At 41.6% G+C, this 21,093-nt stretch carries 18 protein-coding genes; 12 read left to right on the top strand and 6 right to left on the bottom strand.

Annotated features, from left to right (window positions below; all coding sequences use genetic code 11):
- Positions 1 to 83: 83 nt before the first annotated feature.
- On the bottom strand, positions 84 to 872 hold the full coding sequence (yaaA, locus tag M0N77_RS08395) for a peroxide stress protein YaaA (protein WP_353104758.1): 789 nt from the start codon (positions 870 to 872) through the stop codon (positions 84 to 86).
- A 475-nt stretch (positions 873 to 1,347) separates the two neighbouring features.
- On the opposite strand from yaaA, the gene M0N77_RS08390 reads away from it, so the two are divergent.
- From M0N77_RS08390 to M0N77_RS08365, 6 genes are all read left to right on the top strand, one after another.
- The gene (locus M0N77_RS08390) at positions 1,348 to 2,535 is read left to right on the top strand and encodes an NAD(P) transhydrogenase subunit alpha (RefSeq protein WP_353104757.1); all 1,188 of its coding nucleotides are present in this window, start codon (positions 1,348 to 1,350) and stop codon (positions 2,533 to 2,535) included.
- 111 nt (positions 2,536 to 2,646) lie between these two features.
- Positions 2,647 to 2,985 (top strand): proton-translocating transhydrogenase family protein, encoded by a 339-nt coding sequence (locus M0N77_RS08385; protein WP_353105606.1) that lies wholly within the window; start codon positions 2,647 to 2,649, stop codon positions 2,983 to 2,985.
- Positions 2,982 to 4,382 (top strand): NAD(P)(+) transhydrogenase (Re/Si-specific) subunit beta, encoded by a 1,401-nt coding sequence (locus M0N77_RS08380; protein WP_371834194.1) that lies wholly within the window; start codon positions 2,982 to 2,984, stop codon positions 4,380 to 4,382. The genes M0N77_RS08385 and M0N77_RS08380 overlap by 4 nt, the downstream gene beginning before the upstream one ends.
- Positions 4,383 to 4,501: 119 nt before the next feature.
- The gene (locus M0N77_RS08375) at positions 4,502 to 5,041 is read left to right on the top strand and encodes an acyl-CoA thioesterase (protein ID WP_353104756.1); all 540 of its coding nucleotides are present in this window, start codon (positions 4,502 to 4,504) and stop codon (positions 5,039 to 5,041) included.
- A gap of 190 nt (positions 5,042 to 5,231) precedes the next feature.
- Positions 5,232 to 5,441 (top strand): Fe-S cluster assembly protein IscX, encoded by a 210-nt coding sequence (gene iscX / locus M0N77_RS08370; protein WP_021812734.1) that lies wholly within the window; start codon positions 5,232 to 5,234, stop codon positions 5,439 to 5,441.
- Positions 5,442 to 5,498: 57 nt separating this feature from the next.
- A complete protein-coding gene (locus M0N77_RS08365; protein ID WP_353104755.1) occupies positions 5,499 to 6,062 on the top strand; it encodes a GyrI-like domain-containing protein in 564 nt (187 codons plus the stop codon).
- Between the two features lie 77 nt (positions 6,063 to 6,139).
- Here M0N77_RS08365 and dapE read toward each other — a convergent pair whose 3' ends face one another.
- Positions 6,140 to 7,354 carry a succinyl-diaminopimelate desuccinylase gene (gene dapE, locus M0N77_RS08360; RefSeq protein WP_353104754.1) on the bottom strand — a complete coding sequence of 405 codons (1,215 nt, stop codon included), beginning with the start codon at positions 7,352 to 7,354 and terminating at the stop codon, positions 6,140 to 6,142.
- A 53-nt stretch (positions 7,355 to 7,407) separates the two neighbouring features.
- Positions 7,408 to 8,196, bottom strand: coding sequence for a 2OG-Fe(II) oxygenase (locus M0N77_RS08355; protein WP_353104753.1), 789 nt, complete (start codon positions 8,194 to 8,196; stop codon positions 7,408 to 7,410).
- 173 nt (positions 8,197 to 8,369) lie between these two features.
- On the opposite strand from M0N77_RS08355, the gene M0N77_RS08350 reads away from it, so the two are divergent.
- Both M0N77_RS08350 and pssA read left to right on the top strand, forming a co-directional pair.
- Entirely contained in the window at positions 8,370 to 9,254 is an 885-nt protein-coding gene (locus M0N77_RS08350) for a 23S rRNA (adenine(2030)-N(6))-methyltransferase RlmJ (protein WP_353104752.1), read from the top strand.
- 142 nt (positions 9,255 to 9,396) lie between these two features.
- Entirely contained in the window at positions 9,397 to 10,200 is an 804-nt protein-coding gene (pssA, locus tag M0N77_RS08345; RefSeq protein WP_353105604.1) for a CDP-diacylglycerol--serine O-phosphatidyltransferase, read from the top strand.
- Between the two features lie 91 nt (positions 10,201 to 10,291).
- Here pssA and M0N77_RS08340 read toward each other — a convergent pair whose 3' ends face one another.
- From M0N77_RS08340 to M0N77_RS08330, 3 genes are all read right to left on the bottom strand, one after another.
- The gene (locus M0N77_RS08340; RefSeq protein WP_353104751.1) at positions 10,292 to 12,484 is read right to left on the bottom strand and encodes an ATP-binding protein; all 2,193 of its coding nucleotides are present in this window, start codon (positions 12,482 to 12,484) and stop codon (positions 10,292 to 10,294) included.
- Positions 12,485 to 12,553: 69 nt separating this feature from the next.
- Positions 12,554 to 13,192, bottom strand: a complete 639-nt coding sequence (locus M0N77_RS08335; RefSeq protein ID WP_353104750.1) for a response regulator transcription factor — start codon at positions 13,190 to 13,192, stop codon at positions 12,554 to 12,556.
- 329 nt (positions 13,193 to 13,521) lie between these two features.
- The gene (locus M0N77_RS08330) at positions 13,522 to 14,190 is read right to left on the bottom strand and encodes a hypothetical protein (protein ID WP_353104749.1); all 669 of its coding nucleotides are present in this window, start codon (positions 14,188 to 14,190) and stop codon (positions 13,522 to 13,524) included.
- A gap of 312 nt (positions 14,191 to 14,502) precedes the next feature.
- Here M0N77_RS08330 and M0N77_RS08325 point away from each other — a divergent pair, with 312 nt between their 5' ends.
- From M0N77_RS08325 to M0N77_RS08310, 4 genes are all read left to right on the top strand, one after another.
- Entirely contained in the window at positions 14,503 to 16,008 is a 1,506-nt protein-coding gene (locus tag M0N77_RS08325) for a TolC family protein (protein ID WP_353104748.1), read from the top strand.
- Positions 16,009 to 16,124: 116 nt separating this feature from the next.
- Positions 16,125 to 18,401 carry a type I secretion system permease/ATPase gene (locus M0N77_RS08320; RefSeq protein ID WP_371834193.1) on the top strand — a complete coding sequence of 759 codons (2,277 nt, stop codon included), beginning with the start codon at positions 16,125 to 16,127 and terminating at the stop codon, positions 18,399 to 18,401.
- Positions 18,402 to 18,436: 35 nt separating this feature from the next.
- Positions 18,437 to 19,606: an HlyD family type I secretion periplasmic adaptor subunit gene (locus tag M0N77_RS08315; protein WP_353104747.1), complete on the top strand. Its 1,170-nt coding sequence runs from the start codon at positions 18,437 to 18,439 to the stop codon at positions 19,604 to 19,606.
- A 447-nt stretch (positions 19,607 to 20,053) separates the two neighbouring features.
- A complete protein-coding gene (locus M0N77_RS08310; RefSeq protein ID WP_353104746.1) occupies positions 20,054 to 21,034 on the top strand; it encodes an OmpA family protein in 981 nt (326 codons plus the stop codon).
- Positions 21,035 to 21,093: the final 59 nt, after the last annotated feature.

Genomic DNA, 21,093 nt, shown 5'->3' with positions numbered 1-21,093 from the left:
TTTTTTATGGCTAAAACATTATATGTTCTAAAAAGATAGCTTCTAAAAAGATAGGTTCTAAAAATCTTTTCTTCGTGATCTATTTACTGATCCGCCTCATCCCGCCTAAAAGTCCAAGTGCTATCGTCAGATATTTCATCGACATAATAATAGCCTGCTAAATCAAACTTCTTTAGCTGCTCAGCTTTGGTTAGCTTATTATCGGCGGCATATTTCACCATCAAGCCTCGCGCTTTTTTGGCATAAAAGCTAATGACTTTATATTGACCATTCTTCTCATCTTCAAATCTTGGGGTGATAATCTGCGCGTCCAGCGATTTTTTCTTAATCGCTTTGAAGTATTCATTAGAAGCTAAATTTACTAACACCTTATCATCGCTATCGGCCATTTGCTTATTGATAGTATCAGTGATTTGCTCGCCCCAAAACTCATAGAGAGTATCGCCGCGCTCGTTTTTTAGTTTGGTGCCCATCTCTAAGCGGTAGGGCTGCATGAGATCTAACGGCTTTAGTAGGCCGTATAGTCCTGACAAAATCCCTAAATGCTCATTGAGATACAGCATGGTTTCTTTATCCATATTGTAGCTATCAAGTCCAGTATAGACATCGCCATCAAATAGATATGCCGCAGGCTTGGCATTGTCAGAGTCATGAGGCATCTGCCAAGCTTGATTACGCTGAGCATTTAGCTGCGCCAAATCAGCGGAGATACTCATTAACTCTTGCAAGTCGATAGGGTCTTTGGCCTTGAGGGTTTTGATCAATTCTGCTGAGTGTTCAATTAGGATGGGCTGACTATAGTAATTGCCAAGGTTCAATGGTACAGCGTCCGTTTCATTTAATGATTTGGCTGGAGAGAGTACAAAGTACATGAGTTTTCCTTTTAGAGGTTGGTGTTATTTGACGGTATTTTTATTAGAGTGTGATGAAACCAGTCATAAATTAACCTTACCATAGCATAAAGATTAGGCCAGTAAGTCATGGTGTCAATAATACCGGGCAGGCCTTTTTTGACCTTATTAATAATGTATGCCATTAAGATTATATCGTTATTAAAAATAAGCATAAATAGTCAAAATAATTATGCTTATAATCATAAAAGTTATAGCTAAAGCTTTACGCTTAACTTTTTATTTACTTATGAGTCATCATTAAACAATGAAAGGTAGGCGATGATATCTCTATAATAAAAATAGATGATGAAAACGCTATTATCATTCATAGAATTGATAGTCTTTGCTCAACGTATTACTACAAGAGTAAGCGCTAAGCAGGAATTTTTTATATAGCGCTTATATATTAAAAAAAACATATCGCGAGTCATGTATTCAAAGGCAAGGAGACAGTATGAAAATCGGTGTTATCAGTGCAGACAGCACACAAGAGAGCCGCGTAGCACTAACCCCAGATGCGGTAAAAAAGCTACGGAAGCTTGGGTTTGAAGTCATCATACAGTCAGGTGCAGGTCAAGCGGCTTACTATACCGATGAGAGCTATCAAGCGGCTGGAGCTGATATTGCTAATAGTAGCAGTGATGTCGTTAATCAGGCGCAAATTATTACCACCGTCCATGATTTGCCTGCTAGTGTTACTGAGCAATTAACCGCCGGTCAAATTGTCATCGGTATGCTTGATCCTTATCGTAATACTCAGCTAGAGACATACGCCGCTAAAGGTGCGACTGCTTATGCGATGGAGCTATTGCCTCGTACTTTATCTCGCGCCCAAAATATGGATGTCTTATCTTCACAAGCCAACCTTGCCGGTTATAAGGCGGTACTGATAGCAGCTAACGAGTACTCGCGACCCTTCCCGATGTTTATGACCTCAGCGGGTACCGTCAAGCCTGCCAAAGTCGTGATCTTAGGGGTTGGGGTGGCAGGCTTACAGGCTATCGCTACGGCCAAGCGTTTAGGCGCGGTCGTCGAAGCTAGTGATCTGCGACCAACTGCTCGCGAGCAAGTAGAGTCATTGGGCGGTAAATGGCTAGAGGTACCAATGAGCGCAGAGGAAGCTGAAAAGGCTAAATCCACCGGCGGTTATGCTTGGACGCCATCAGAGCAGTATATGAAAGATCAGGCGACAGTGGTCGATAAAGCGCTAAGCGCCGCTGATATTGTCATTACGACAGCGCAAATCCCTGGTCGTCAAGCGCCGCGTTTAGTGCATAAAGCCACGCTCGATAAAATGAAAGCCGGCTCAGTATTAATCGATATGGCGGCAGGCACAGGCGGTAACGTCGAAGGTGTCATCGCTGATCAAACTATTACTACCGATAATGGCGTACGCATCGTTGGTGCGGCTAATATTCCATCGCAGCTAGCGGCGCAGTCCTCAGATCTTTACGCCAATAATTTAGTGAACTTTATCACTACTTTGATCGCTAAAGATAAGGCTGACACTACAGAAAAGACTAGTACCGAGACTATGTCAAATACGCCAAATACACTGGCACTGCATTTAGACATGGACGATGAGATTCAAGGCGCTTTAGCCGTGACTCACGAAGGTCAAGTGCGACTCGCTAAGCGTTAACTTATACCTTAAGTCCTTTTTGACTCAATAATGAATTTGCTAGTAATGAATAAATTTTAGGAGGATAAGATGATTGCCACTATTTTTGCCGCGGCCCCTACCGGTGCGGCTATGGCTAGCACGCCATTCGTAGCAATTTTTACCGTATTCGTACTCGCTATTTTTGTGGGATATTACGTCGTGTGGGGCGTGACCCCAGCTCTGCATACTCCACTTATGGCAGTGACCAACGCGCTATCGAGTATCGTAATCGTAGGTGCAATGCTACAGACTGTGGTCATTGATGGTTCAGTATTTACGCCCACCAGCTTGCTTGGAGCCTTTGCCGTATTTTTAGCCAGTATTAATATCTTCGGTGGTTTTTCAGTGACGGAGCGTATGCTATCTATGTTCAAACCTAAACCCAAAAAAGTAGCGGCGACTGAGACTACTGACGGAGGCAATGTATGAGCGATTTTTCAACAATGATTGCCACTAATGCCGATTGGTTTTATTTAGTGGGCGCTATTCTTTTTGTCTTAACCTTACGTGGACTCTCTAGCCCAAAGACTGCTATTCGCGGTAATCGTATGGGTATGGTAGCGATGGCAATTGCGGTCATTACTACTTTTTTCCTAGCCGAAGGGCCTGTCCTGTGGATGATTATTGGTGCTATGGTCTTAGGAGCGGCGGTTGGTATTTGGAAATCAAAAACTGTAGCGATGACACAAATGCCAGAAACAGTCGCTCTGATGCACTCTTTAGTCGGCCTTGCCGCAGTAGCCATTGCCCTAGCGACAGTGTTACATACAGAGCAAGAGCATGGCGCGGTGGCCCGTGTAGAGCTATTTATTGGTTGCTTTATCGGTGCTATTACCTTCTCAGCCTCAGTCTTTGCTTTTGGTAAACTTGCGGCAAAAAGCTGGGCGAAAACTGTCAATGGTAGCTGGGTCAAGCCCGTACAAGCGCTATTGTTTATCGCTATGCTAGGCTTTGGTGCTCTGTACTTTGTCACTGATTCATTGCCGGCATTTTATGCGATGACCGTAATCGCTATCCTTTTTGGTTGGATGTGGATTGCGCCAATTGGTGGCGGTGATATGCCAGTAGTCGTGTCCTTATTGAACTCCTTCTCAGGCTGGGCGGCAGCGGGTATCGGTTTTACCCTTGGCAACTCGATGCTTATTATTGCAGGCTCCCTAGTAGGCTCCTCAGGGGCGATTCTATCTTACATTATGTGTAAAGCGATGAACCGCTCATTGATTAACGTCTTATTCGGCGGTATAGGTAGTGCCGCAGTAGCGGGCGGCGCGGATGATGGCGCGCCAAAGAATTATAAGTCAGGCTCAGCAGAAGACGCAGGCTTTTTGATGTCTAATGCTAGCGACGTGATTATCGTCCCAGGTTATGGCATGGCACAAGGCCGCGCACAAAACGCTGTCAAAGAGTTATATGAGCTACTAAAATCTGAGGGCGTTAACGTGCGCTTCGCAATTCACCCGGTCGCTGGTCGTATGCCAGGTCATATGAACGTCCTATTGGCCGAAGCTGACGTCCCGTATGACGATATTATGGAGATGGATGAGATTAACTCCGACTTTGCCAGCACTGATGTAGTACTCGTTATCGGTGCCAATGATGTCGTTAACCCATCGGCAAAAGATGATCCTAGCTCACCCATCTTTGGTATGCCGATTTTAGAAGTGACTAAAGCGCAAACAGTGATGGTCATTAAGCGCTCAATGAGTACTGGTTACGCTGGTCTTGATAACAGTCTATTTTATATGGATAAAACCATGATGATCTTTGGTGATGCCAAAAAAATGGTTGAAGAGATGGTACGCAGTATCAATGGCGGCGGTCACTAGTTAATCGTTAATGATTACTAAGCTGTTGATAAAAAAGTCACTTAGGTGGCTTTTTTTGCGTTATGGTATGGCGCAGTTATCTTTATAAAATACAAATATAATCGTTAAGAGACTCCCTTATGAATATGTTGATTCGTTTCTTTATTATGTATGGTTTATTGCAGCAGCAGCTAAAGCGGCAGTCCGTCAGCCCGCAACTGAGCAAAGACACCCTAAACACACCCGTGGTTCGTCATTATCGAGTCTTACCTCATGATATGGGCTTTCGGGATCATCTACCCAACTATCGCTACCTGTGTTTTATCGAGATTAACGTGACGCAATGGCTGATAGCCTGCTGTCATAAAAAAGGTATCAAAACCTTAGATTGGGTGATTGCTATGCAAGAGATGGTTTATCTAAAAGAGATTAAGTTTTTGGATAAAATGACGCTTAGTAGCGAGCTTGCAGGATGGGACAATAAGTATGTGTATTTTGAAAACCGCTTTTTTGTCAAAAGCCAACTGATGGCTGTCGGTATGACCAAGTTTGTATTAAAGGATAATCGAGGTAATAAATGTACCCCGGATATCTTAGATATGATGGATGAGCAGTTGACAGCGGTGATTAATAGTTGGAATAAACACCAAGTCGCGGTTAAATCCAAAGAGGATAACTAAAGTTAAGCATATAGGGCGCGTTCCATACACCCGTGATTATTTGCATTCAACTAACGGTGCTTAAAAAGCACCCTGTAATAACCAATATTGCTACCAGATAATTTATCTATCTACTTTGCCTATACAATCGGTGAGTGAATTTTGTTAGGATAGGGCGTATCAACTTTATAACCCTAATTAAGGATCTACTATGACTCCACAAAAGTTAAAATGGACCGATAGCTTAGATATCGCTATCGAGCTATATGAGAAGTTCCCTGAGACCGATCCACAGTACATTCGTTTCACTGATTTGCATCGCTGGGTGACAGAGCTTGAGGGCTTTGATGATGATCCACAAAAATCAAACGAAGGTATCTTAGAGGCGATTCAGATGAATTGGATAGATGAAGCGGATTAATCTGATTTTATAGTCCAAACTAACTTTAATCCTCCCTCTAATCCATCAGGAAATACTATGAGTTCACAAGTCAAAGAGCTATCGACAGCGATAGTTTGTAAAGGTATCAGCACTCGCACGACTAATAACGCTGAGATCAGCCATGAAACTGCCAAGCTTGGCAGACTGTGGCAAAAGTTCTACCAAAACCACGTTAGTCACCTTAATGATGGTGAGGATATTTACGGTGTTTATCAGAATTATGAGAGTGAGGATTTAGTTGGTGCTTTCGATGTGGTCGCTAGTTGGAAAGTAGAGAGTGAAGCTGAAAAAGGTGAGGATGGCGATAAAAATAGCAACGAAGATCATAGCAAAGATAGCAATGTGCTGAGTCCTGAGAATATCCTGAGCGCCGCTCATGGTAGCGATGTAATAACGGTCACTATCCCAGAAGGCAGATATCTAGTATTTACCGAAGAGGGTAGAATGCCTAATACCGTGATGAATGCGTGGGAGAAGGCGTGGGAGTATTTCCATAATCCAGACTGCGAACACACCCGCACTTATAATGTCGATTTTGAGCATTATATCGGCGGTAATTTGGAGTTTGGACAAGTGGATCTTTATATTGGGATTAAGTAAATTTAATAAAAAGAATTTAGATATTTTAAGATCACATAGGGTGGGTTAGCCAAGTGTAACCCACCTATTCAATAGAGCTAATCGTTCAATAGTAAATTCTCCAAAATCCCCTCATAAATTTGCGCCAGCCTTCCCAAATCATCAACTTCTACCTTTTCATCGACTTGATGAATGGTAGCATTACGTACGCCAAGCTCAACCACTTGCGCGCCCGTTGGTGCGATAAAGCGCCCGTCGGATGTACCGCCTGAAGTTGATAAAGTGCTCTTTGTGCCGGTAACTGATTTAATCGCTTGCTGGCAGGCGAATACTAACTTGCCTTCTGGCGTTAAGAAGGGTTGGCCTGATAGTTTCCAGTCAATATCGTAGTTGGCTTTGCTATCGCTAAAGTGTTTATCAAAGATAGCATGAGTTTTTTGCTTTAACTCATCTTCATTGGTTTCAGTCGAAAAGCGAAAATTAAAGACGGCTGTCAGCGTTTCAGGAATCACGTTAGTTGCGCCTGTGCCGCTATTGATATTAGAGATTTGCAAGGAAGTCGCAGGGAAGTAATCGTTACCTTTATCCCATTGTGCAGCGGTCAACTCGCTTAGTGCTGTCATCGCTGCGTGAATAGGATTACAGGCCAGATGCGGATAAGCCACATGACCTTGCTTGCCCGTCACGGTTAGCTCAGCTCCTAAAGAGCCACGACGACCATTTTTGATAATATCGCCGAGCGTATCAGTACTTGATGGTTCACCCACTAAGCAGTAAGTTATTTTTTCTTGACGTGCCTCTAAAGTTTCAATTACTTTTACCGTGCCATTGATAGACGGCCCTTCTTCATCAGAGGTAATGAGCATAGCAATCGAGCCTTTATGCTCAGGATGATTAGCGACAAAACGCTCGGCGGCTACGGTAAAAGCGGCAATGCCAGTTTTCATATCGGCAGCCCCGCGCGCCCAAAGATAACCGTCGGCAATGGTCGGCGTAAAAGGCGGATACTTCCAATTATTAACATCGCCTGTCGGCACCACATCGGTATGACCGGCAAAGCAAATCACCGGATCTGTGCTGCCACGCCTTGCCCATAAGTTTTTGACCTCAGCCAGCTCGCCTTTAGCTTGCCTGTCACCGTAGTACATAAACTCGCAGTTAAAGCCTGCCTGCTGCAAGCGCTCGGACAAGATATCTTGGCAGCCGTCATCATCAGGGGTTACCGAAGGGCGTTCAAGCAGCTCAATACTTAATTCCAGTGTGGCTTGTTGGTGGGTTTGAGCTAATACATGTTTATCGTTGTTGTCTGACATAGGTAACCTTTTAAAGTAAATGTTTGGCAGTTGATAAGCTAACCTGTAGATAATTAACCCTCTTCAACAAACGGCACCAAGCCATCACGGCGCATCCAAGTAGCGATAGAGTAGCGCTGCCGATGAGCGATTTGCACTTGATGTTGCAGATTACTATCAAAGATAATTAAGCGATTGGCTACTGGCATCACCTCATGATGAATACCCTGGCTATCCACGATTTCTACGGCGCCGCCATCTGTAGCTTCCCAATTATCATTTAGATAAAATACTGCTGAGATAACGCGCTCATCGCGGCCGGCAGGATTATCGCTATGCCATTGATAACCAAAGCCTGTAGGATAGCAGGCGTAATGAGCTTCGCTGTGACGGATGCCCGTATATAAGCTGCGGTTCAGATGGCTTGCCAGCTGGTTAATACTTTGCAAATAATAAAACCCTGCAAAAAAGTCTTTGTTAATCCAGCGAATTTTATCACCGCGGATATGACTAATTCGAACGCCAGCGGTTAGATTCGCTTCTCGATAATCAATAAAACCACTCTCGGATTGCAGGGCTAATAGTGCTTTGTCCTCAAAGACATTATCGATAACTATCCAGCCTTCCAAAGCTAGTTTATCTAGGACAGAATCGCTCACTTTTTCTTCCCAATTGACAGCAAAATCAGATAATTGCAAAGCTTGTTGAGTGGTACCATTGGGATCAGTATGGGCATTATTATCAATAGAGTTATCAAAACTAGTAATAAGTAGCGGAGGATTATCTTTACCGATAGGATCGGTAATCACAAGCTCTTTTAGATCTAAATCGATTAATTCAACATTACTAATAATTGCTGTCATCTGCTCCTCCTATCGATAAAGCTACGGATTGCATCAGTTGTTGGAGTCAGTATTGGGATCAGGCACTTATCACTCACCGTTCAATTACCAAAACCATTACTAAAAGCACTGATATCTTTTACTCCGTCTATGCTACCATAGATGCAATTTTTCCTATTCAAAATTTTGAGACTATGAACTATAAACATGCCTACCACGCTGGTAACTTTGCCGATGTGGTCAAACATATCTTATTAGTACAACTGTTAAACCAGTTAAGCCAAAAAAACAAACCTTTTTATGTTCTCGATGCTTATGGCGGCCGTGGACTTTACTCGCTGGCTAGTGAAGAGGCGCGTAAGACAGGCGAGGCGAAAGGCGGTATCCAAGCTTTGCTAAAAGCTACCGATATCGATCTAGATAAAGCGCCAGCAGCTGTCAAAGATTATATTGAAGGCATGAAACAAGCGCGTTTTACTTATGATAATAAAGTTTATCCTGGTTCGCCATGGTGGATTGCTCACCATATTGAAAAGAACCCTGATAGCGGCGTGCGCGGTGAAGCCTTTGAAGCCAAAGCTTCTGAATACGATGCGCTTAATTATCAGCTGCATAAACTGCCTATCGGCATTCATCACCGCGATGCTTTTGAAGGTATTCGCGCGGTGATTCCGCCCGCTGAGCGTCGCGGTTTGATATTTTTAGATCCGCCTTATGAGCAAGAGCATAAAGATTTTACGCGGCTGATTGATTTGTTAGTGGCCTCTTATAATAAGTGGCCTCAAGGCACCTATGCTTTATGGTTCCCGATCAAAAATGTTGAAGCGGTTGAGCTATTTTATAAAAAGCTTAAACGGACAGAGATGCGTCGTCAGCTAATTTGTGAGCTTAATATCTATCCAAATGATGTGGCCGTTGGTCTAAATGGTACTGGTATGCTGATTATCAATCCGCCTTGGCAGTTCGATAATCAGGCGCGTGAGATATTAAAGTTCTTACAGCCTGCTCTTAAGGTTGCTGATGCTCCAAACATGACTCCTGATAGCGCTACTAATGTACGCTGGCTGGTGGGCGAATAAAGAGAAGCTTATGAGTACCGATAATAAAATAGATCAGACTAATAATAACTTGACTGACAGCTTAGCAAATAAACAAGCTGAGCCACCACTCAATGATAACTTGGATCATATCAGTGATAGCGCGGCAACTCAGCCTCCTTTTATGGATGAGCATGAGTTTAATATTCGCTTAGCAGATAATGATGACTATGAAGGTCTGACCTTTGAGGTAATCGAAGCTGAAGTCGCTGAAGGCCAGCAAGTGGTTAGCCGCGGAGTTTACCTAGCGCCTAATCTGATTACCACTTTATCGCTGTTATCCGGTTTTTATTCTATTTTAGCAAGTACTCAAGGCGAATTTTACAAAGCAGCATTAGCGATATTTTTATCAGCTATTTTGGACGGCGCTGATGGCCGCGTAGCTAGAATGCTTAATGCGCAAAGTCCTTTTGGTGAGCAGTATGACTCATTAGCAGACATGCTTGCCTTTGGCGTAGCACCGGCTATTTTGGTTTATAGTTTTGCCTTAGAGCCGTTAGGCCGCATCGGTCTAGGCTGTGCTTTTGTCTTTACTGCTTGCGGCGCTTTTCGCTTAGCACGCTTTAATGTACAAGTGGGCATTGTTGATAAAAAGTACTTTGTGGGTCTGGCAAGTCCACTTGCTGCTATTTTAGTTACGGCAGCAGTGATGGTAGCGGTTGATCACAATGAGTGGGTCGGTCAATACGATAGTCTCATCACCATACTATTCGCCGCTTGGGTGGTTGTTTGCGGTCTGTTGATGGTTAGCAATGTCAAATACTATAGCTTTAAAGAGTTTGACAAAAAGAAAGTACCTTTTGTCGCTTTGATCGTAGCGGTATTGGTGCTTAGTATCGCCATCTATGACATCCCAGTAGGTATTTTAGCTATCGGTATTATTTATGCTTTATCAGGAATAGTGACCACTATAAAGGCTAAAATGTAGTAGCGAAGATAACCAATAATAGCTACATACAACCGTAAGCCACTTATGAGATAAGTGGCTTTTTTACGTTTAAAGAATGATTGCTCACTCATTAAATTGGCTTTGCTGCGATTTGTTGTAAATGATGGCGTAACGTAACAGGGTCTATAGGTTTGTGCAGTACAGTAGGGTTAATAACCTTTGTTGCTTTGAATAACTTGGGAGAAGTATTAGCGGTAAGAATGATAAAAGAGGCGGCGTTAAAAACAGGGCTCTCACTAGCATTTTGAATAGCAATAATGACCTGTTCACCAGTTTCGTTGTTCGCTAAGCGATAATCAGAGATGACAATGTCCGGTTGGTACGCCTCAAAAGCTATAACCGCTTCTGCCACAGTTTGAGCAGTAAGGGCTTCACAGCCCCAAATCTCTAGTAACAGTTGCATTGATTTGCTAACAATAGCATTGTCATCGACAACTAATACAGTCTTACCGGGTAAGTAATCGACTACGCTATGACTACAAAAAATATCTTTGTCACTTTTTTCGCAAACAGGAAGTACTATTGAGAACTGAGATCCTCGATTCAATTTAGACTTCACCTCCACATTTGCTTTTAATAGCTCAGCCATGCCCTTAACAATAGCAAGTCCCAATCCTAGCCCTTGATTGATGACATTATTACGCTCTATTTGATAAAAGGAGTCAAAAATATGCTCAATCTCCATCGGTGTCAAACCTCCTCCAGTATCCCAGATACTTATCCGGCAATAGCTTAGCGAAAGTAGCTGATCATTCACGGGTAGCTTACGTACTCCGATTAACACTCCACCTTTATCGGTGTAACGTATAGCATTACTGATTAAATTTCTCAGTATTAATGCCATCATAATAGGATCCGTCATTACCCAAAGGTTAGTCGGTATAAAGCGCAGAGTAAGCTGTTTGTTATGAGCTTCTATACCAAACTCATCGACCAAACTTTGAAAAATGACATTAAGCTCAGTTGGCATAAAATGCGGAATCATCTCACCGGTTTCTAAATGAGCATAATCTAATATTGAATTGAGCATCTCACGACTAGATTGGCTAGCTGAGCTGGCATAATCTACAATCTGAGACTGTTGAACATCAAGATTGGTATCTTTGAGGGCTTCAATAAACAGGCTCAATGCTTGGACAGGTTGACGCAAATCATGACTAGCAGCCGCCAAAAGCTGCGTTTTAGCAGAGCTAGCCTTTTGGACTTGTTGAGTTTTTATCTGCAATCTAGTTACTAAGTTATTATTTTCTAAGTAAATTAAAATAGCTTTAAGAGTATTCATCGAAGAGTACTTTGCAAAGAAAATATCAAAGAACAGTAGTGATATGACGGCAAATGCCAAAATAACAAATTCAACATTGCCTATATAAAAAAAGAGAAATCCCCACATAAATACGCTAGGTAATACATAGGCAATGTAGACGCGCCAAAACATAGCTAGGCTTGAGATACCGCCACTTAATAGTCCCAAATGCAAACCTAAAAGCACGATGACTTGATTAGAGTTTTGGATATTATTAGTAAAAGCTTTACCAATAGCTAACGCCCATAAACAAGCCGTGGCTAAAGTACAAATGAATAAGACACTATAAACCGCATAGTGCGCTAAATAGTGGTCATAATTTTTAGCAGAGGGTGATGGTACTTCATAAGTTAAAGTAAAAAAAGAGCGGCTAGGTTCAATAACTAATTGAGGGTTAAGTTTATTTGAAAATGGCTGATCTTCTTCGCTAATATCTAGCTTTTTACTATTATCAAAAGCTTTTTTTGCTAAGAGCTTAATTTTTCTCCAATTAAACCAACAAACATACAAAATAATGATATGAAAAAATATCCAAATAACAATCAATGCTTTAGCTGCATTTATCTCCATAAGTGGCACACGGTTCAGCATAGCGATAAATATAGGTAAGCAAACCACCATAGCAATAAAAAACAACAAGGCCAAAGCGGCAAATATTTTTTTTAAAAAGCTTATTTTTAAGGTATCAGGTCTTTTAAGTATAAGCCTTACAATTAGCCATAATCCTCCTATTATTATCGCATGATAAACCAACCAAATAGTGTTCAATGTCTGTTGATTCGCGCTCAAGTTGTTACTTACGAACATAGTCGCAAAAAAACAAACACTGGTAAAAATAGTTCCCAACAATGCTAGGGGCAGGTTTCTAAGCAACAATCTAATTTGCGCAGCCAAGACTAACTTATGATTATAAGTGCTAGGAATAAGGTTAGGAAGGACTTCAATATCGTCATTATACATAGTCTGTAACCTGCGCCTTGTAAATGCTGTATAGGAATGCTTGTATAGACGCTCATGAAAAAATAATTTTTATTCTTGCTTAGTAAGATACCCTGCTTGTTGAGCGACGATAATAATTTTGGTACGGTTGTGAACCTCAAAATGATCCATTAAGGCGGCGACATGATTACGGATAGTATTCTCACTCAAAGAAAGCTTATCTGCGATGTACTTATTGCTATGACCTTCTGCCATAAGCGCTAATACTTCTAATAACCGAGTACTTAATATGGTCTTCGTTTCAGTAATAATAAGAGAGGGATGTGTTTGAGAGTGATTGTTTTTAGTAGATAAACGGTTGAGTAGTAGTGATTGGACCGTATTACAAATGATCGTAGAGTCAGTGTTTTTATGCAAAAAGCAACTAGCGCCCAAAGCTAAGGATCTATTGATTTCTTCGTGATTACTGAGGGCGGAGAGCAGCATGATACGCGCCTGCGGCCAACGCTGTTGTAGAATAATCATCCCATCGATACCATTAAGTCCTGGCAGACAAATATCAAGCAATATTACATCGATATCTATCTCAATATCATTAGTATCGCTAATTTTTTCAACCTCAACGATGTTTGCCTTTATTTTGGTTTGTAAAATAAGGCGCAACCCTGTGCGGAACAGAGCGTGGTCATCAATTAGAAGAATATTTTTTTGTATTTTATTATGAGTCATCGTGTGCTCCCATGGGCATCATTGATATCTCTATTTCATCCTTGAATTAATACTATTTTTTGGCGCTAAAAAATAATGATAATGGTTAAATGTAAAACGAATTCCCAAAAAGGAGAGAGTCTTATCAATTATTTTCTATGATTAGTATATTTGTACTATTATAAGTAATAAATGTACATACTATACTGTGAATATATGACTATAAAGTAAAGTGTCAAACTATATTCTCAACAACAGTTGCAGGATCTAGTCCTTTAGCGCTTACTAATTAGCCAATATAAATATATTCACAGGAAGCTAGTGCAGGGCAATGAAGAGTAAATAAACTTTTACTTATTATTTGTTACAGAGTCGTTATTTACTTTGTTGTTATAAGTAGGCTCTGATGATAAATTTGTGATAGGAGTGTTAGCATAATCTACTGCAGATGGTGAGTTTTTTTCATCACTAGTTATAGGAGTTTGATGTTGCTGAATTTTGCTTTGGTTGTACTTTTTTACTTCATTGATTAATTCTGATAGCTTCTCGCTATCTTTTTCTATCTCACCCTCTAGTTTTTCGTACTCTTGAGTTTGTTTTAGTTTGTATTGAACACTCTTATCTTTGTTATTAATCTCTAAGTTATTGATACTATTAAAAGCCTTTTCTTCGGTAGAAGAAGCGACTACTGAAGAGTCTGTTACGACTTTACTTGGAAGATCTATAATAGGTTTTTCACGAGTAGCAACGTTTGCCACTTTAGGTTCATTCTCTTTTTGACTGATATCTGTTGTTTTAATAGGACGAACTTTATCGGTATCTTTATCTAGAGAAGATAGTTCGGTTGACAATGGAGCTTCCTCTTGTGCTATCAAGCTTGGCTGTGTCTGTAAAGTAGTTGTCGTGGATGGATCGATGGTGCTGGGTAGAGGTTGGAGCGCTGCTTCTTTATCAAAAACGGTAAAATAGACAATAATAGCAAATACCGCATGTAGCAACACTGTTAGTACTATTGCCATAACGGTACGATCTTTCGTCTTTTTTACTAAGCGTGGCGGGGTTGGTGGATTCATTGGTTAATAGTCCATTATTTTATTTACTTTTTGCAGTAACTATAATTATAGTTTTATAACTTTTTGATTTAAATACTTGTGCCAACAGCTTAAGTTTGCTTAAAAAGTACTTTTATTTATATATACAATACTATTTTCATAGTATATTGTTAATGGAATATTTCAAAGTATTTAAATACTTTATTCACTAAGAGTAAAAGTGGATTAACATTAATGACGACTTATAAGCGTGATCTGTCGATAAGGATATTGCTAAAGATGCGATACATCACAAAAAGCCTCCTGCACAAAATAGTACGTAACTTATCTTTGAGCGTATGTGTCATAGCGGCATCCAATAGTGTTTTCGCTAATGACGATGTCTATGTGAATGCTTTAATCAATCAAGCTATTCAGACTCATCCTTTGGTAGGCGCTGCACGCGCAGAGCAACAAGCCACTAATGAGAGTATTCGTGCCGCTAAGCTCAATCTACTACCTGCTCCTAGTCTGTCCTCAGGCTATGATCGTGATGACGGGATGATTTCGCAATTTCAGCTCAGACAGTCATTGTGGACAGGAGGCAAGCTGACTGCCAATATTAATCAAGCTATCTTTGATGATAGAGCGGCGACAGAATATATTTATGAGCAGCAAAACCAAGTCGCTAAAACCACTATTGAAGGTTGGCAGAGCTATATCACTGCTGTCGCCAAACAGCGCGTATTTTATGAAAATCTACAATTGCTATCAGAGTTTGAAGCCATGATGCAGCGACGCGTGGCTCAAGGGGTATCTGCGCGTATCGAGATGGATTTGGTGACTAACCGTATTTTGCAAGAGCAAAATTCTTATCAAGCTGCTGTTGAACAACAACGTATTGCAATAGCTCGCTTAGAGCAAATCACTGGTCGTCGGCTGACTCCCGCCGATCTACCAGAACCGAACTTAGCTGAGCTGGTAAATCGGGCAAAAAGCTATTCACAAGCTTTTGAGAGAATGGCTTTTGATCAAGCCAGTTTTTATAATCCCACAGTAGTCAAAGAGCATTATCAAATAGAGGCGGCTAAGCAAGGAGTCAAATCACTACAGGCCGCCCGCTATCCCACACTTTATGCACAATATGAGTATGATTATTATCATGAAAGCGAGAGAGAGGAGAATGACGGGGAGTTCTCGGTGGGTTTGAGTTATGATCCAGGAGCTGGCTTTTCTAATTTGGCGCTAGCTAAAGCTTCGTCTGCTAGAGTAGACAGCCTTAGTCAATCAAAAGAGGCCTCTAGACGGCTAGTGTTAGAAAATATTCAGACTCAGTATCAGCAGTTTGCTAGTGCTAAGGATCAAGAGCGCTCTTTAATTGCAGCTGTAGCAGGCGCTCAGATCGTAGTGAGCTCTTATCGTCGTCAGTTTATCGCTGGTCGTAAATCATGGCTTGAGGTGTTGAACGCAGTACGTGAGCACTCGCAGTATCAAGCGCAGCTAGTTGATGTGCGCTCCTCTATTATTGCCGCTTATTATAAGCTACAAGTTGAATTTGGCATGATGTCATGGCAACAATTCGACCAAAACCGTCAAGAAAAACCTCTTTTTAGTCCGCTTGATCCGGTACAAAACTGGTTAATCCGTCAAGATAGCACCAGACAGCCCTCCGATACCGTGATTATCCAACCTGTAATTAGACAGACATCAGAGTTAATCACTTATCCTATGGATGACGCTGTAAGCGATTCTGTTTATGTTTCACAAATCAATGATGTAGATGAGTCGCCGCTAGAGGTGCAATAGTTTTATGACAAAATAGTTTTATCGCAAAGTATTTATTGGTCTATAAAAGAGTCTTAACTACTTTTTAATTTTTATTAGCAGCTAATGAGTGGGATGTTTTTATCATGAGTACACCTATGCCAGCTTCGAGTGATCATACCTCCGATAGTGAGGTGATGGCGCAGTCAAAATCGCCGCTAGCGACCTCTACACTAGGGGAGCGAAGCGATCCACAAGCGCAGCATTTGGCAACAGCTCTACATACTTTGCTCACTCAACAAGGCTATCCTATTGATAACGTGCGTCTATATGGGGTGATTGATCAGCAAGCGAATTTGACGACGCTGGCTGGAATCATTGCTATCTTAAAGCAGCTAGGGGTAGAGCAGCTACCAGAAGCACTACCAATACCTGATGCCGCGTTTTTACCTTTGTTGGCTCTACATCCTACTGAGGGTTGGGGCGTTATTGAACAACAAAACCCGCAAGGATTATGGCAGTTTCGTCAAGCCGAGCAGATGACGGCTCATCCAGGTCATATCTTTACCCATCTGTTACGGGTGCGCTTAGACAGTGAGCCGAGCAAACGTCGGCAACTCTCCTTTAATCAAATACTAAAAAAAGATCTAAAAAACTATCGTGGTATCGTGGTTGAGGCGGTAGTCGCCTCGTTTTTGATTAATGTACTTGCGCTAGCAGTGTCTTTATTTTCGATGCAAGTCTATGATCGGGTCATTCCAACTCGTAGCGAGTACACTTTAATCATCTTGGCAAGTGGGGTAGGGCTAGTCATCTTATTCGAGACCTTTATGAAGTTTGCTCGCTCAAAGATTATGGATAAAGTGGTAGTAAATCTTGATCAGTACTTATCTCGTGAAGTTTTTCAGCGCCTCTTAAGCGTTCGTATCGATCAAATGCCAGGGTCAGTAGGTTCAATGGCGGCGCAGCTACGCGGCTATGAGCAAGTACGAGGGTTTTATACTGCGAGCACCCTGTTTGGCTTAGTTGATATGCCGATGGCTATTATATTTGTCTCTCTAATAGTGATTATCGGAAATCCGCTAGTCGCTTTAGTACCGATTGTAGCGGCGATCGTTGCTATCATATTGGGCCTTAGTGCGCGTAGAAAGATCGATAAAATTGCCGCTATTGGAGCCTCAGCTTCTTATCGTAAGACAGGTATTTTGGTTGAAACAGTAGAAGGGGTAGAAACTATCAAGGCCGGATCTGGTAGTTGGAAGTTTTTATCACGCTGGCTTGATGTGATGAATATCACTACCAAAAATGATCTAGATATGAAACATGCTAACGATAATCTAAGCTACCTATCGCAAATGATACAGCAGACTAGCTATGTGGGTATTGTGATTGTTGGCTCGTTTGTAGTGATGTCAGGGGATATGACGATGGGCGGGCTTATTGCTTGCTCTATTCTTGGCGGGCGTATCTTAGCGCCTATTATGGGTATCCCTAATCTTTTAGTACAGCACTCCCATGCCAAAGCCGCTAAGCTCAATATCGAGCAGCTGTTTGCACTACAGCAAGATAATCATGGAGTCAGCCATCCTTTGTCGCCTAGTCATATCGCCGGTCACTTTGATTTGGAGCAAGTGAGCTTTAATTATCAAGGTAATGACCAGCCAGCGCTAACTATTGATAAGTTACAAATCAAAGCAGGAGAGCGCATTGCCGTTCTAGGCCCTATTGGTTCAGGGAAGTCAACTTTACTTAAAGTGCTATCAGGTTTGTATGCGCCAACACAAGGTAGGATACTTCTAGATGGACTCGATATGCAGCAGATTAGCCGTGAGTCTTTGAGTGAGCAAGTCGGCTATCTACAACAAGATCATCGGCTATTTGAGGGAACGCTGCGAGAGAATTTATTAATTGGTCTGCCAGCGCCTAGTGATGATGTCATGCGTGATGCGCTAGTAAAAACAGGATTGATAAAATTGGTAGCCAGTCACTCAAGTGGCTTGGATCTACCTATTAGTGAGGGCGGCAAGGGACTATCTGGAGGTCAAAAACAGCTGGTTGCTTTTACGCGCTTATTATTAACGCGACCTTCTATTTTGTTAATGGATGAGCCCACCGCTTCCATGGATAACCGCCAAGAACTACAGTGTATAGACGTATTAAGTAAAGAGTTTGCACAAGCGCAAACCTTAGTGGTCGCTACTCATAAAATGCCCTTATTACAGCTGGTTGATCGTATCATCATAATGGACAATCAAAAAATAGTAATGGATGGCCCTAAAGCACAAGTTTTAGCAAAACTTAAAGGCAATGAAAGTAGTACATCGCAGAATCAAGAGGGTAAAAACCCCAATAAAACCTCTATCAAAGTGAGCAAACCAAAAATAAAGGCTATCACTAAGCAAGGCTTTGACCAACCGTCAACTAGCGACGACTGAATTTGACTTTATTTTATATAGTATAGGGCACGATAATGGATAACTATCAATATAAACCTCATGACCCTAAAGTTGGGCGTACCCGAATTATTATATGGGTAGCACTGATTGGTATTATTGTACTAGTGGTTTGGGCATATTTTGCCAAAATTGATCAGGTTACTCGCGCTACAGGCACGGTGATTGCTAGCGCTCGAACCCAAGACATTCAAGCGGTAGAAGGCGGGGTATTGACTGAGATATTGGTAAAAGAAGGCGAAGAGGTCACTAAAGGACAATTATTGGTGACTTTGGAGGAGGAACGCGCCCAAGCGGCAGTGGCGAACTCAAACTCTAAGATAGCGGCGCTAAAAGCTAGGCTGGCGCGTTTGGAGGCGGAGATTTTTGAGCGGCCTTTACAGTTCCCAGATGATATCAAAAGTTATAGTGAATATGTAGAAAACCAAACTCAGTTATATAATCGCCGTCGCCAAGCAATTGATCAAGACGTCAGCTCACTACAAAAGATGATGGTATTAGCGAATCAAGAGCTGAGCATGAATGAGCCATTATTAACCTATGGTGATGTCAGTCAGGCGGATGTGATTAAACTGCGTAGGCAAGTGGCAGAGATTCAAGCGCAAATCACTAATAAGCGTAATAAATACTTTGAAGAAGCACAAAGCGAGATGACCAAAGCTCAAGAAGAGCTAGATACTGAGCTTGAACAGTTGCGTGATTACTCACAAGTGTTAGAAGAGAAAAACCTATTTGCTCCTACCGATGGTAAGGTAAATAATATTTTGATTACCACTATCGGCGGTGTGGTCAAACCGGGCGAGATCATCATGAAGATACTGCCTACCAGTAGCGATTTGATCGTTGAAGCTAAGGTCACCCCTGTAGATATAGCTTATGTAAAAGAAGGGCAAGCGGCCACTGTCAAGCTTGATGCTTATGATTATTCTATCTTTGGAGCTATGAATGGATCGGTTACTTATATTAGTCCAGATACTTTGATGGAGCAAACACCGAATGGTGAAGAGCCTTATTACCGAGTACAGATAAAAATTACAGGCGCCGAATTTGCAGAGCGCCGTGATGAGATTGTGATCAAGCCAGGTATGACCGCTTCAGTAGATATAAAGGCGCAAGAGAGATCTGTGCTTTCTTACTTGACCAAACCTATTACCAAGACCTTCTCTGAAGGATTAGGTGAGCGCTAATATCTGTACTAAACCTTTAGCCTACTATGTGTTTTAAAGTTATTTTATCAATGAGACGCCCCTATATTTAGGGGCGTTTTTTTTAGTCAAAAACTCATTAAAACTAATCAATCTCATAGCTATTTAATAATAAATCTCTACTTTTGATCTGTAGTCTAGTCAACAACATCTTCAATAAAACCCTCCTAAAACCTAGTACCTGAGCCTCCTTAAACCTCCTGTCTCTGTCTCAATTACTTCTCTGATTAGTACGTTTGTACTATTACAAAGCCTATACCCTCTCTCTACACTAAATAGATAGTTTAATTTTTTAGTCATAGAAGCGCCTCATTACTACCATTGACATTTATTTAAAACCAATAACCAAAAATGCATTTTATAAATGATTTCTTGAAGTTAGCTAAACATTTTTATTAAACCGCTTATAAATCTTATTAGGAGTCTGCTATGGACAAGCTACTTAAAACAACCCTTATTACCTTATTACTACCCACTATAGCTTTGAGCTTTACCGCTTGTACAACGACTAATGGTGGGGTTTATAACGAAGGTGATAATCGAAGAGTGAATGGTGTGGCATGGAAAACCAAAGCCGATGTAGATGTAAAGGCACTATTAGCGCAAGAGATAGATAGCACTAAAACTCGCTTAGTATTCATTCGTAAAAATGATGATGACGCTGAGCAAACGAGCGCCAATATTGCCGTTAACAATAGATTTCAAGTGAGCCTGCAGCCTGGTAGTTATACCGTAGTCGAGTCTTGCGTAGGTACTAACAGTCTAAGCGCTCAAGCGACTGGCTTTAAAAACAATAATTTATCAGCAAATGCCAAAAACTTCCAACTCGCAGGTGGTCAGACTTATTTTATATATGTCGATATGGATGAGCAAGGCAACAGCTCCCTTATGCAAATTACTGAAAACAATGCCTTACAGATGTTAGCCAATAAGCGCTATCAGACACATCAGGTTAGCCGCGTGGTACCAAACTGTCCACCGCCTGTTGTCGTGAGTGCTCCAGTTGTCGTCACACCACCAGTAGTCGTTAGACAGCAGACTGTCGTACTAGAAGAGCCAGCTACTATCGATCTAGAAGTCTTGTTCGATACGGATAAATCAGTGGTCAAGCCAGAATACTTCTCGGAAGTTGCCGAAGTTGCAGATTTTATGAACCGCTATGCAAACACTACGACAGTCATCGAAGGTCATACCGATAGTCAAGGTAGTGACAGCTATAACCAAGCCCTATCACAGCGTCGAGTAAATGCGGTAAGAGACGTTTTAATAAATCAATTTGGCATTGCCGCTGATCGCTTAACGGCTATCGGTTACGGAGAGTCGCGTCCAAGAGCAACTAATGATACAGCAGAAGGTAGACAACTTAATCGCCGTGTTGTCGCTCTGATCAAAGAGAGACGCAGCAATTAAGTCGAACAATCTTATAGAACGTATTTGAGTTACTAAATTTTGAAAAAAGAGAGAATATC

Origin of the sequence: Psychrobacter sp. AH5, from assembly GCF_040371085.1 — a bacterium.
In the GTDB taxonomy this organism is placed as follows: Bacteria; Pseudomonadota; Gammaproteobacteria; order Pseudomonadales; family Moraxellaceae; genus Psychrobacter.
This window is presented reverse-complemented; position numbering and strand designations above follow the sequence as displayed.

Coding starts and splice junctions, on each gene's coding strand:
- M0N77_RS08330 (WP_353104749.1), bottom strand. CDS start 14,190: ATGGCAATAGTACTAACAGTGTTGCTACATGCGGTATTTGCTATTATT.
- M0N77_RS08365 (WP_353104755.1), top strand. CDS start 5,499: ATGAGTTCACAAGTCAAAGAGCTATCGACAGCGATAGTTTGTAAAGGT.
- dapE (WP_353104754.1), bottom strand. CDS start 7,354: ATGTCAGACAACAACGATAAACATGTATTAGCTCAAACCCACCAACAA.
- M0N77_RS08325 (WP_353104748.1), top strand. CDS start 14,503: ATGCGATACATCACAAAAAGCCTCCTGCACAAAATAGTACGTAACTTA.
- iscX (WP_021812734.1), top strand. CDS start 5,232: ATGACTCCACAAAAGTTAAAATGGACCGATAGCTTAGATATCGCTATC.
- M0N77_RS08320 (WP_371834193.1), top strand. CDS start 16,125: ATGCCAGCTTCGAGTGATCATACCTCCGATAGTGAGGTGATGGCGCAG.
- yaaA (WP_353104758.1), bottom strand. CDS start 872: ATGTACTTTGTACTCTCTCCAGCCAAATCATTAAATGAAACGGACGCT.
- M0N77_RS08380 (WP_371834194.1), top strand. CDS start 2,982: ATGAGCGATTTTTCAACAATGATTGCCACTAATGCCGATTGGTTTTAT.
- M0N77_RS08350 (WP_353104752.1), top strand. CDS start 8,370: ATGAACTATAAACATGCCTACCACGCTGGTAACTTTGCCGATGTGGTC.
- pssA (WP_353105604.1), top strand. CDS start 9,397: ATGGATGAGCATGAGTTTAATATTCGCTTAGCAGATAATGATGACTAT.
- M0N77_RS08340 (WP_353104751.1), bottom strand. CDS start 12,484: ATGTATAATGACGATATTGAAGTCCTTCCTAACCTTATTCCTAGCACT.
- M0N77_RS08385 (WP_353105606.1), top strand. CDS start 2,647: ATGGCTAGCACGCCATTCGTAGCAATTTTTACCGTATTCGTACTCGCT.
- M0N77_RS08390 (WP_353104757.1), top strand. CDS start 1,348: ATGAAAATCGGTGTTATCAGTGCAGACAGCACACAAGAGAGCCGCGTA.
- M0N77_RS08315 (WP_353104747.1), top strand. CDS start 18,437: ATGGATAACTATCAATATAAACCTCATGACCCTAAAGTTGGGCGTACC.
- M0N77_RS08335 (WP_353104750.1), bottom strand. CDS start 13,192: ATGACTCATAATAAAATACAAAAAAATATTCTTCTAATTGATGACCAC.
- M0N77_RS08355 (WP_353104753.1), bottom strand. CDS start 8,196: ATGACAGCAATTATTAGTAATGTTGAATTAATCGATTTAGATCTAAAA.
- M0N77_RS08310 (WP_353104746.1), top strand. CDS start 20,054: ATGGACAAGCTACTTAAAACAACCCTTATTACCTTATTACTACCCACT.
- M0N77_RS08375 (WP_353104756.1), top strand. CDS start 4,502: ATGAATATGTTGATTCGTTTCTTTATTATGTATGGTTTATTGCAGCAG.